Below are 11637 nucleotides of genomic sequence, written 5' to 3' on the forward strand. Positions count from 1 at the left end.
TATGGGTGGCCGGGTGGGTCCCGGACTACTGCGGTGGGGGGGGGGGGGGGGGGGGGGGGGCGCCGGGGGGGGGGGCCCCCCCGGCGCCCGTCACTGCTCGTTGAGGCTCTTGTAGATGTCGGTGTAGAACGTGCGGGCCTCTTCGCCGCCGTTGTCCAGGAAGGTCTGCACCATGTCCGGGATCGTGGAGAGCTCGGCCCGCCCGAAGGCGATGTCGTTCTGCTGGTCGTTCAGGGTCTGCGAGGCGGACTTCGACGCGGCCGGGGCCTCGATGCGGACGCCCTCGAAGATGCTCGGGACGATGAACTCCTGGCACAGGGCGTTGAACTCGAAGTGCGCCTGGACGACCTCGGGGATACCGGTGAGGAACCGCTGGACCTTGCCGGAGTACTGCTTGAGGTTGACCGGCGCCTGGACGATCTTCTGGCCGTGCTCGGTGTGGACCGGGTTGCCGCCGGCGTCGTACTCGAAGTGCTCGCCTTCGACGCCGTATTCCAGGAGCTCGTTCTCCTTGGTGCCGTAGGGCGCCGAGCACCAGTTGGCGACGTCGAGGAGTTCTTCGACCTGCTCCTTGGAGAGGTCCTTGTTCAGGAAGGTCCAGCCGTCGACGGAGGTACTCGCCTTGAGCGTGGGCTTGCGGCCCTTCGCGCCGATCGGCGGGACCGGCACGATCGCGCCTTCGGCCTGGCCGTCCCTGACCTTGGTCGTGTAGTCGTACCAGCGGACCGGGTTCTCCTGCGAGAACAGCGTGGTCCCGGCGATCTGCAGCGCCCCGTTGTCCAGCGTGCCGGTGGGGGCGTCCGGGTGGATGAGCTTCTCGTCCCACAGGGTGCGGCGGAACTCCAGCATCTCGGTGAACTCGGGCTTCTCGCAGTCGTTGACGAGCTTGCCCTGCTCGTCGTCCCAGGACCAGCCTTCGTCGCCGACCAGGCCGAACAGCTGCGGGAGGATCCAGTCGACGCCGCCGAAGGCCCATTTGCCGTTCGCGTCGTCCGACCATTCCCGGCAGGCCTCGAGCAGCTCTTCGACCGTGGTCGGCATCGCGATGCCCGCGGCCTCCATGAGGTCGACGCGGGTGAACAGCGCGTTGCCCGGGCCGCCGCTGAAGGTGGAGGGGATGCCGTAGAGGCGCGCGCTCTCGGGGTCGCTCGCGTCCGTGGACCAGACCGACTGCGCCCACGACTGGGTCGGTAGGCCGGCCAGGAGCGGCCAGCGCCCGGAGATGTCGCCCTTGAGGATGTCGGTCAGGTCGTAGAACGAGTTGACGACGGTCTCGGGGAAGTTCGTGTGGGAGCCGAGCATCCAGCTGAAGAGCAGGATGCCGTCCCCGTACTCGTTGGCGTTGAGCCACTGGACCGAGGTGTCGGCGTAGGTGTTGCCGTCGGCCTGGCGGAGGTTCACGGTCGTGCCGCCCCAGGCGTCGCGGAGCGCCGCGAAGTAGGGGTCGTCGTTCGAGGGGGCCTCGCCCCAGAACGGGACGGTGATCTCGTAGGTGCCGCTGTTCGAGGGCACCTCGGTGACGGCCTCGACCGGCTCGGGGTACGAGGTGAACCCGGAGGGGTGGTTCGGCGGGTCGCCGACCAGGTCGGGTTCGGCCGGGAGCGGCCATTCCTTGTACTCGGGCAGGAAGTCGAAGCCCTCGGTCGCCTGCGTGGAGCCCTCGCCGGTCTGGATGTCGGAGCAGGCGGCGGCGAAGGGCAGTCCCGCGGCGCCGACGGCGCCGAGACCGGCGACCTTGAAGAGGGAGCGGCGCCGCAGCGGTGCGGAGGAGGAGTCGGGCATCGGTGGCCTTTCGGTCGTGCTGCCGCGAGGGACGGGTGGCAGCGAGGGATCTAAATTTGGATATGCCTTCAAACAAACGGTAGCGAGGTGGGGCCCCTGAGGCAAGGCCTCAGACCCGGAAAGATCAGATGATTCCGTAGTCTTGCGAGATCGATGCGGAGCCGTTATGCGGCAAACGCTGGCTTTTCATTGCCAGATGCTAAATCCCGCCAATGGGTCATCAGATCATTCGCTACCGGATCTCGAAGAGGCGCGCGGCCGGGCCGGCGGGCACCTCGAGCACCGGCGCGCCCCCGCCGGTGCGGACCGCCCACTGCGGCAGCGCGGCCGGGTACACCTGCTCGACCGTCCGCCCTTCCAGTTCCGGCAGCCCGATCTCGGCGGCCTCGCCCCGCGACCACACCGCCAGCAGCGACTGGGCGCCCGCGTCGAGGCGCAGCGCCAGGACCTCGTCCTCCCAGCCGGGCAGCCCGAGCGGCCATGACGGCACCGACGCCGCGATGCGGTGGCGCCAGTCCTTGTGGAGCGCAATCGCTTCGCGCACCAGCGCGGACTGCTCGGCGCTCAGCTCGTTGAGGAACCCGGAGAGGTAGAGCCGGCCCATGACGCCGGACGTCATCGCGAACGCCGTCTCCTCCGCGCTCATCGACGCGGCGGGATAGGCCCAGTTCCCGGCCTGCTCGGGCGTGACGCTCGCGGGGGCCGACGCGGCGATCGGCGGGTACCGCAGGAAGTCCTGCTGGTCGCTGGTGGACTGCAGATGGGCCACCGACAGGATGTTGTAGTCCATGCGCAGCGCGCCCGAACCGCAGTTCTCGAACAGGACCCCCGGATGCCGGTCCTGCACGCCGAGCAGCCAGTCGCGGAAGGCCCGGGTGTGTCCGAGCAGGCCGGTTCCTGGAGCGTCGGCGTCCACTTCGGTCCCGGCACCGATGTTCCGGTTGTAGTCGAGCTTGAAGAACGCGAGCCCGAACTCGTCCACGAGCCGGTCCACGGCCTCGTCGAGGTGCGCGCGTGCCGCCGGATGGCGGAAGTCGAGTTGGTAGTGCCCCGCCGCGATGACGCGTTCGCCGTACCGCTGGAAGAACGCGTCCTCGGGCAGCCGCTTCGCCATCGGCGAGTCGACGCCCACCGCTTCGGGTTCGAGCCACAGACCCGGGCGCATGCCGTTGGCGCGGATGGCGTCGACGACCGACAGCAGGCCGCCGGTGAACCGCCCGGAGCCTTCACGCCATTCGCCCGCGCTGACCCACCAGGCGCTGCCGGGCGCGGCGAACCATCCGGCGTCGATGCAGAAGTACTCCGCTCCCGCCGCGGCCGCGGATTCGATGAGCGGCAGCAGCTTCTCCGTCGACGGCTCGCCCATGAGGGTGTTCATGAAGTCGTTGTAGACGATCGGCAGCCGCGCGTCGACCGGCCGCATCCGGCGGATCGCGCGCCGGTAGTCCGTGAGCGCCGCGAAGGCCGCGTCCCGGCCGCGGTCCGCCACGCACAGTCCGGCAGGCACGCTCGTGAACTCCTCGCCGGGGGCCAGCCGCTGCGCGAACTGGTGGTAGAAGTCGGTCGCGCCGTGCACGCCGATCGTGTTCGTGGGACCGGTCTGCGCCACCTCCCAGTGCCAGCCCGCGCTGGTCTCGACCTGCCACGCGAGCGAGGGCCCGGCGGCGCTCGCCAAGACACCGGTGGGGAGGAACGAACCGGTCGACCAGCTCCCGTGACCCGTCACCGGGAAGATCCCGCGCGAGAACTGGCCGTGGAACGCGACATTCACCTCCGGGAGCAGCTCCTTGACGGGACGCTGGTGCCAGCGCCCCTCGGCCAGCCACTCGCTCTCGCCCCACAGCAGCTCCTGCTCGCCGGTGTCGGGCACGGCGACGACCGCCGAGCTCACCGAGAGCAGCACGAGGTCGCGCTCAGACCCGTTGCGCACGGTATGACGGATCTGCAGGCCTGGACCGGCGGCCCGGAACACGCTCGTCACCTCGAGGCCGGTCTCCGCATCGTGCTGGCTGATCCGCAGTTCGCCGTCGAGCGACTCGTGCCCGGCATAGCGCAGCCGCTGGCCGGCCTTCGAATGCAAGAGGCTCTGATCATTCCTGGCGCGCTGCTCACCGGTATTGGTGATCACGTCGACGACCGGCCAGGGGGCGGCCGCTGAAGCCGCGTCGGGACCGGTGGCCAGACGCACGAGTCGCACCGACCGGTCGTCGCCGAAGTCGAAGCCGAGGTGCAGTCCGGGGGCGGCCCACTCGAAGGTCGATGCCTCGTCGGCTCGGCGCGGGGCGGTCGGTGCCACAGATGACTCCACTCTGGATAGAGATGTGTTGATCCTTCAACGAATCAAGCTAGCCGGGAGCCCGGAAGTGTACAAGGGTCGAGGCCCGAAAAGACCGATGAATCTTGCGTCGGGCACCGGCAAATCGGGCACGAGTTATCGCTATTCCGCCATGAAGCGGGCATAACGGTCCGCTAAGGGCGCGTACTGGCCTCGATAGATATGATCTATTTGCTGAGCCACGGATCCGGCGCGGAGTGCGCCCCGCTTCGCGTTCAGGCGTTCGGCTCCCACGGCACGGCGCTGAAGCCCGTGCCGAGGAGGCGGGACAGGTTCCAGAAGTCGTCGTCCACGCCCTCGTGCTCGCCGAGGAGCATGCGCGCGGGCGGGAACGGCCGGCCGGCCCGCAGCTGCGCGATCTCGATGAGGCCGGCGCGCTCCGACTCCGGGTCGACCACGGCCTCCATGGAGGCCAGCGCGCGGCGGATCGCGGGCTGGAAGGTGCCCTCCTCCCAGAGCGCTTCGATCTCGTCGAGCTCGATCGTGACGAACCCGCCCGGCGCGGCCGCCACCGCCTCGCGCAGCATTGCGGCGTGGTCGTCGAGGGGCCCTTCGTATTCGAACAGCCGATTGAGCGCCGGCAGGGCGGCGTCGAGCTGGGCGAGCGCCCGGTCCTTGGCTGCCAGGGGCGCGACGGCCTCGACCACCTCGTCCTTCCTGCCGCCGGGCACTTCCACGAAGTCGCCGGTCGCCGGGTCCCACTCGGCGTAGTACGCGTCCCGGTCGGCCTTGATCACGATGGTCTGCGTCCTGATGTCCGCCGGGCGGAACAGGGCGAGCCACAGCAGTGGCACGCAGCGGACGTCGTAGGCGACGACGCCGGTAGCAGAGGCGAAGCCCGCCACCGTGGTCGAGGGGTACAGGGAGTCCTGCTCCGCGGTGCAGAGGTACGAGGAGTTCGGCATGGCCGGAGCCTAACCGCTCATGCCGACACCGACGCCGACACCGCGGCGGCTCCGGGTTGACCAGATATCGACAACTGTCTATGGTGGGGGGAACGAAACGTTCGTCCTCAATGTCGAACGTTTCGACACCTGCGGTGTGCGCCGGCTCCACTCCAACCCCGGCGCCGCACCCGTGCGCCGCCCGCAGCCGCGACGCATCCCGGCCCCGGCCGCCCCAACCCGCGAAGTACCCGAACCTGGAGCTCGAATGAGACTGAGAGCGCTCACATCACGAGGTCGCGGCGCCGCCGCGCTCCTCATCGCCTTCCTGATGGTCCTGTCCGCCCAACTCCTCGCCCCCCAAGCGGCGCAGGCGCAGACCGGACTCACCGTCAACCTCGCCTCGAACGCCGGCCCGTCCGAAGGGGTCGGACTCGGCTTCCTCTACGGCGTCAACGGGGACGGCACCCAGCCGCCCGCCTCCCTCCTCGACCCCCTGCGCATGAACGCCTTCCGCGCGGGCGGCCACATGACCCGCGGCTGGATCGAGGACGGCTACCGCAACGGCCCGGCCACCCAGACCATCCTCAACTCGATCACCTCCCAGGCGCGCCGCTTCACCGCCGCCCCCTACAACGCCCAGTACCAGGCCATCCTCAGCGACATGTACGGCGCCTACGGCGGCCAGGGCGCGAACACCATGTACCCCTGCGACAACGGCAACTGCTCGAACTGGGTGACCTTCCTCGAGACCGTCGTCGGGCAGCTCCGCGACACCGGTCTGCCGATCAGCTACGACGTCTGGAACGAGCCGGACATCGACATCTTCTGGACGCGCGGGGTCAACAGCGCCCAGTACTTCCAGATGTGGGACACCGCGGTCCGCACCATCCAGCGCGTCGACCCCGACGCCGAGATCGTGGGCCCCTCCTTCGCCTACACCCCCGACCGCCGCCCCGAGCAGTGGCAGACCTTCCTCTCGCACGTCAAGGCCGCCGGGACCCTGCCGGACATGATCGCCAACCACACCCTCGGCAACGTCGACGACCCGGTGCGGGTGGGCCAGTCCACGCTCGCCGCGCTGGCCGCCAACGGCATCCCGGCACTCCCGCTCTCCGCCAACGAGTACCAGCCGCAGAACATGCAGACCGCCAACGTGACCGCCTGGTACCTGGCCCGGTTCGCGCAGTCCGACTACGACAACGCCATGCGCGGCAACTGGATCTGCTGCCTCACCCCGAACCTGACCGGGCTGCTGACGCAGGTCAACGGCACCTGGACCACCACGGGCAACTGGTGGGCCATGAAGTCCTATGCGGACATGACCGGGACGCTCCTGCAGACTTCCGGCCAGGTCAACGGCACCGCGATCGCGGCGTCGAAGGACGAGGCCGCCCGCCGGGCGGTCGCGGTCCTGGGCAACATCAACGGCGCCACCGGGTCCACCTCGGTCACCTTCAACGGGCTGTCCTCGGTGCCGTGGCTGACCGAGGGCGGGAACGTCCACGTCACCGTCAACCGCAACCCCGAGGGGACGCTGAGCGCGCCGCAGGTCGTGTACAACCAGGACGTGAGCACCGCCGGCGGTTCGATCACCGTGCCGTTCAACATCCAGAACGGCAACGACGCGTACTCGGTCTACCTCACCCCGGCCACCGGGGGCGGCGGCGAGGACACCGGGCAGCTGCGCTCGGCGGCGTCGGGGCGCTGCGCGGACGTGCCGAACTCGGCGACGGCCAACGGGACCCGCGTCCAGATCTGGGACTGCCACACCGCCGCCAACCAGCAGTGGACGCTCAGCGCCAGTGGCGAGCTCTCCGTCTACAGCGGAGGGTCCCGGCGCTGCCTCGACGCTTCAGGGAACCAGACGACCGCGGGCACGCCCGTGATCATCTGGTCCTGCCACGGCGGCGCGAACCAGCGCTGGACACTGCAATCCGACGGCACGGTGAGGAACGGGCTCTCGGGCCTGTGCCTCGACGTCAACGGCGCGGCCACCGCCAACGGCACTCAGGCGGTGCTGTGGACCTGCCACGGCCAGTCGAACCAGCGCTGGACGCTCGGCTGACCGAGGCTCCGCCCGCCCGCGGTTCAGCGGGCGGGCGGAGCCGTGCTCGAGCGCAGGACGAGTTCCGTGGCGATCTCGACGCGCCGCTTCGGCGGCGTGCGGCCCGCCGCGAGGTCGAGCAGCATCGTCGCCGCCGTGGCGGCCATGTCGTGCAGCGGCTGGCGGACCGAGGTGAGCGGCGGGATCATCCACTTGGCCTTCGGCAGGTCGTCGAAGCCGACCACGCTGAGGTCGTCGGGCACGCGCAGGCCCAGTTCGGCGGCGGCGTGGTAGACGCCGAGCGCCGATCCGTCGTTGCACGCGAAGATCGCCGTGGGCGGGTCGGGGAGTCGCAGCAGGGTCCTGGCGTGGTCGCGGCCGTCCTCGATCTGGAAGTCGCCCACGCACACCAGCTCCGGGTCGACGGGCACGCCGGCGAGGTCCATCGCGGCGCGGAAGCCGTCGAGCCGGGCCCGGCCGGCCAGCACCCGCTCGGGGCCGGTGATGACGGCGATGCGGCGGTGCCCGAGCTCGAGCAGGTGCCGCGTGGCCTCCAGGCCGCCGTTCCAGTTGCTCGTGCCCACGGACGGGTCGTCGTGGCCCGGTTCGCCGGTCGGGTCCACGGCGACGATCGTGATGTCCCTGGTGCGCAAGCGCTCCCGCTGCTCGGCGGTGACACCGCAGAAGACGGGGATGACCCCCACGGGGCGGCGGGCCAGGACGTCCTCGACCCAGCCGCGGCCCGGAACGTGGCTGCCGCCGAGCTCGGAGACGACGACGCCCAGGCCGTTCGCGCGCGCGACGGCGCTGACGCCGTTGATGACCTCGACCGGGTACAGCCCGCGGACCTCGTGGAACAGGAGCTCGATGAGCGGCGCGGGGCGCGAGGGGCGCTTCTGGCGGCGGTAGCCGTACCGGCGGATGAGGGTCTCGACGAGCTCCCGGGTATCGGGCGCTACGTCGAGCCGCCCGTTCACGACCTTGGAGACGGTGGCCACGGAGACGCCGGCGCGTTCGGCGAGCTGCGCGATGGTGAACGGCTCGCCTTCCGGCGCGGCGGGGGAGTCGGTGGAGGAGGTCATTCGTGGATTCTAGCTGCGGTTGCGTGTGCCGTTCCGGGTCGAGGAGCGGCCGTCCCTTGACATCCAGCGAGCGTTATCGGTAACTTATATTCGGAATTTTCGATTTATCAATCGAAAGTTTCGCTCCGCCTCGCGCCCTCGACCCCGCGGGAGGCGACTAGTGCCGACCCCTCCGAGCCCGCGCCCGCAGACCGCGCGGCTCCGCCACTGAATCCATAAAGGAGTCATCGATGCAACCGGCACCCGACCTCGCCGCCCTCCACCGGTGGGCCCGCGTCCTCACCGCCCTGGCGGTGGCGGCCGTGCTCGCCACGGCCGGCCTGCTCGGCCTCGGCGCCCAGCGCGCCGAAGCCCAGCCGACCGCCAGCGACTGGTACACCGTCCAATCGCGCCACTCCGGCCTCGTCCTCGACATCCAGGGCGCCTCGACCGCGACCGGCGCGACCCTTACCCAGTACACGAACTTCGAGGGCATGAACCAGCAGTTCCGGTTCATCGACGTCGGCAACGGCTACCACAAGATCCAGGCCCGCCACTCCGGGCTCGTGCTCGACCTCTGGAACTTCAGCACCGCGAACGGGGCCGCCATCGCCCAGTTCACCGACGTCGGCGGCACCAACCAGCAGTGGAAGGTCACCGAGAACGCCGAAGGCTACTACTCGATCGTCAGCCGCCACTCCGGCAAAGCCCTCGACGTCCACAACTGGTCCACCACCGCCGGCGCCCCGATCGTGCAGTACACCGTCACCGGCGCCACGAACCAGCAGTGGCAGCTCAACCCCGTCGGCGCCACGTGCGGCGCCGACACCGTGATCGCGGACATCCGCGAGGACGCACAGGTCTGATCCCCCATGGGGCGGCCGGCGCCATCGAGCGATACCGAACCGGCCGCCCCGCCCCTTCCCCGTCCGCCGAGAGAAAGCGACCCCATGCAGCGCAGAACCGTCCTGAGCCTCACCGCCGCCACGACCGCCACGGTGGCCGCGTCCCTGATCGCCCCCACGGCGGCCACGGCCCGGCAGGCGCCCGCGACGAGGTTCGCGATCGGCGTCCGCGAGTTCGCCTGGAGCCGCGGCCCGCGCCGCCTCACCACCCGCGTCTTCTACCCCGCCGCCGGCGCCCCGGGCGGCGAGCCCGTGCGCGACGCCCCGCTCGCGGCCGGGAACTTCCCCGTCTGCGAGTTCAGCCACGGCCTCGGCGGCAACCCCGAGAGCTACGGCGTCATCATCCGGCCCCTCGCCGAAGCCGGCTTCATCGTCCCCGCGCCCGTGTTCCCCACGACCACCACGGGCGCCGAGGGCAACGTCGGCGACGTCTACAACGGCAACCAGTCCAAGGACGTCACCGAAGTGCTCACCCGCACGCTCGCCCTCGGGGAGCAAGGCTCCTGCGACCCGTTCGAAGGCCGCATCGACACCACCAACGGCGTCGGCGTCGCCGGGCACTCCCTGGGCGGCATGACCACCCACGGCCTGCTCACCGCCTGGCCCGACAGCCGCGTCAAAGCCGCGATCCCCTTCGCCTGCATCGACATGGGCGCCCCGGCCGTCGCGGCCAAGGTCCTGTTCGTGCACGGCGACCAGGACACGCTCACCCACTACGACCTGGCCCGCCAGGCCTACGCCGAACTGCCCTCCCCGAAGGCCTTCATGACCCACACCGGGCAGGGCCACGACGAGTACATCTGGAACGGCCCCACCTACCCGCAGACCGTCGCCACCAGCCTCGACTGGATGCGATGGAGCCTCTACGGCGACACCGCCGCCCGGGACCGGCTCGCCGCCGACGCCTCCGGCGGCGGCATCGCCTGGGAAGCCGACCTCGACTGAGGAGCACACCGTGAACCGCATCCACCACGCCCTCGACCTCGCCACCAGCCGCCGCGGCCTGTTCATCGCGGGCGCCGGGCTGGCCGCCGGAGCCGCCGCGGCCGTCTACGCCCCGTACGCCCTCGGCCAGGCCGAGGCCCAGCAGACCGGCTACACCAACCCGGTCGTGTGGCAGGACTTCGCCGACGTCGAGGTCATCCGCGTCGGCGCGGACTTCTACATGACCGCGTCCACGATGCACTACTCGCCCGGCGCGCCCGTCCTCCACTCCCGGGACCTCGTCAACTGGGAGTTCATCGGCCACTCCGTGCCGAGGCTCGACTTCGGCGCGAAGTACGACATGAGCGGCGGCCGCGGCTACGTGCGCGGCATCTGGGCCTCCACCCTCGCCCACCGCGCCAGTGAGGGCCGGTTCTACTGGCTCGGCCAGATCGACTTCGCCCGCTCCTACATGTACACCGCGACCAGCGCCGCCGGACCCTGGACCCGCCACGCCGAGCTGCCCCGCGCCTACTACGACGCCGGGATGCTCGTCGACACCGACAACACGATGTACGTCGCCTACGGCAACACCCAGATCTCCGTCGCCCAGCTCTCCGCGGACGGCCGGACCGAGGTCCGCAACCAGCAGGTGTTCTCCACGCCCTCGAACATCGGCACCCTCGAGGGCGCCCGCTTCTACAAGATCAACGGCAGCTACTACATCTTCCTCACCCGCCCCGCCAACGGCCAGTACATCCTCAAGGCCTCGTCCCCTTGGGGCCCTTACACGCTGCGGCAGGTGCTGCTCGACATGCCGGGACCGATCCCCGGCGGCGGCGTCCCGCACCAGGGCGGCCTCATCTCGACCCCCGGCGGCGCCTGGTACTACATGGGGTTCGTCGACGCCTACCCCGGCGGGCGGATGCCGGCGATGGCGCCGATCAGCTGGACCTCGGACGGCTGGCCGCAGGTGCAGACGGTGAACGGCGCCTGGGGGCAGACCTACCCGTTCCCGAACCTCACGCCGCACCCGGTGCCGCCGATGACCGGCTCGGACACCTTCACGACCGCCGCGCTGGCGGCCAAGTGGGAGTGGAACCACAACCCGGACAACACGAAGTGGACCTCCGGGTCGGGGCTCCGGCTCCAGACGGCCACGGTCACCAACGACCTCTACTCGGCCCGCAACACCCTGACCCACCGCATCCAGGGCCCGAGCTCCACGGCCACGGTCGAACTCGACCTTTCCGCCATGAGGGACGGCGACCGCACCGGTCTGGCGATGCTCCGCGACGCGTCGGCCTGGATCGGCGTGCGGCGCGACAACGGCGTCCTGCGGGCGGTCATGACCGACGGCCTGACCATGGACTCGAGCTGGAACACCACCGGCACCGGCACGCAGCGCGCGACCGCGGACCTGTGCGACGCCCGGATCTGGCTGCGCGTCGCCGCGGACATCCGCCCGGGCGCGGGCCGCCAGGCCCTGTTCTCGTACAGCACGGACGGCTCGAACTTCGTGCGCCTCGGCCCGGCGTTCACGCTCAACAGCAACTGGACGTTCTTCATGGGCTACCGGTTCGCCGTCTTCAACCACGCCACGCAGGCCCTCGGCGGCGCCGTCACCGTGAGGCGCTTCGACGTCACGACCCCCTGAGCCGCAAGCGAAGATCCACACGGTATTCAAACGTGTCGATCT

Annotated in this window: 8 protein-coding genes; 4 read left to right on the top strand and 4 right to left on the bottom strand. The window is 70.3% G+C overall.

The features are described from left to right. Positions 1–90 precede the first annotated feature (90 nt). From O2L52_RS01450 to O2L52_RS01460, 3 genes are all read right to left on the bottom strand, one after another. Positions 91–1782, bottom strand: a complete 1692-nt coding sequence (locus tag O2L52_RS01450; RefSeq protein WP_270113513.1) for a type 2 periplasmic-binding domain-containing protein — start codon at positions 1780–1782, stop codon at positions 91–93. Positions 1783–2014: 232 nt separating this feature from the next. Continuing rightward, positions 2015–4078 (bottom strand): alpha-galactosidase, encoded by a 2064-nt coding sequence (locus O2L52_RS01455; RefSeq protein WP_270113514.1) that lies wholly within the window; start codon positions 4076–4078, stop codon positions 2015–2017. A gap of 254 nt (positions 4079–4332) precedes the next feature. Next, positions 4333–5022 carry a hypothetical protein gene (locus O2L52_RS01460; RefSeq protein WP_270113515.1) on the bottom strand — a complete coding sequence of 230 codons (690 nt, stop codon included), beginning with the start codon at positions 5020–5022 and terminating at the stop codon, positions 4333–4335. A 247-nt stretch (positions 5023–5269) separates the two neighbouring features. Between O2L52_RS01460 and O2L52_RS01465 the strand changes: the two genes are divergently transcribed. Then, positions 5270–7069, top strand: coding sequence for an RICIN domain-containing protein (locus O2L52_RS01465; RefSeq protein ID WP_270113516.1), 1800 nt, complete (start codon positions 5270–5272; stop codon positions 7067–7069). 23 nt (positions 7070–7092) lie between these two features. On the opposite strand, the gene O2L52_RS01470 is transcribed toward O2L52_RS01465, so the two are convergent. After that, on the bottom strand, positions 7093–8130 hold the full coding sequence (locus O2L52_RS01470; RefSeq protein ID WP_270113517.1) for a LacI family DNA-binding transcriptional regulator: 1038 nt from the start codon (positions 8128–8130) through the stop codon (positions 7093–7095). Between the two features lie 230 nt (positions 8131–8360). On the opposite strand from O2L52_RS01470, the gene O2L52_RS01475 reads away from it, so the two are divergent. From O2L52_RS01475 to O2L52_RS01485, 3 genes are all read left to right on the top strand, one after another. Continuing rightward, positions 8361–8975, top strand: coding sequence for an RICIN domain-containing protein (locus O2L52_RS01475; RefSeq protein ID WP_270113518.1), 615 nt, complete (start codon positions 8361–8363; stop codon positions 8973–8975). Positions 8976–9059: 84 nt separating this feature from the next. Then, on the top strand, positions 9060–9959 hold the full coding sequence (locus O2L52_RS01480; protein WP_270113519.1) for an alpha/beta hydrolase family protein: 900 nt from the start codon (positions 9060–9062) through the stop codon (positions 9957–9959). 10 nt (positions 9960–9969) lie between these two features. Further along, the gene (locus tag O2L52_RS01485; RefSeq protein WP_270113520.1) at positions 9970–11595 is read left to right on the top strand and encodes a glycoside hydrolase family 43 protein; all 1626 of its coding nucleotides are present in this window, start codon (positions 9970–9972) and stop codon (positions 11593–11595) included. Positions 11596–11637 lie beyond the last annotated feature (42 nt).

Origin of the sequence: Glycomyces algeriensis (assembly GCF_027622855.1) — a bacterium.
In the GTDB taxonomy this organism is placed as follows: domain Bacteria; phylum Actinomycetota; class Actinomycetes; order Mycobacteriales; family Micromonosporaceae; genus Glycomyces; species Glycomyces algeriensis.

Bases quoted from the DNA above. Each gene is read 5' to 3' on its own strand.
- O2L52_RS01450 (WP_270113513.1), bottom strand. From the start codon at position 1,782: ATGCCCGACTCCTCCTCCGCACCGCTGCGGCGCCGCTCCCTCTTCAAG.
- O2L52_RS01460 (WP_270113515.1), bottom strand. From the start codon at position 5,022: ATGCCGAACTCCTCGTACCTCTGCACCGCGGAGCAGGACTCCCTGTAC.
- O2L52_RS01465 (WP_270113516.1), top strand. From the start codon at position 5,270: ATGAGACTGAGAGCGCTCACATCACGAGGTCGCGGCGCCGCCGCGCTC.
- O2L52_RS01470 (WP_270113517.1), bottom strand. From the start codon at position 8,130: ATGACCTCCTCCACCGACTCCCCCGCCGCGCCGGAAGGCGAGCCGTTC.
- O2L52_RS01475 (WP_270113518.1), top strand. From the start codon at position 8,361: ATGCAACCGGCACCCGACCTCGCCGCCCTCCACCGGTGGGCCCGCGTC.
- O2L52_RS01480 (WP_270113519.1), top strand. From the start codon at position 9,060: ATGCAGCGCAGAACCGTCCTGAGCCTCACCGCCGCCACGACCGCCACG.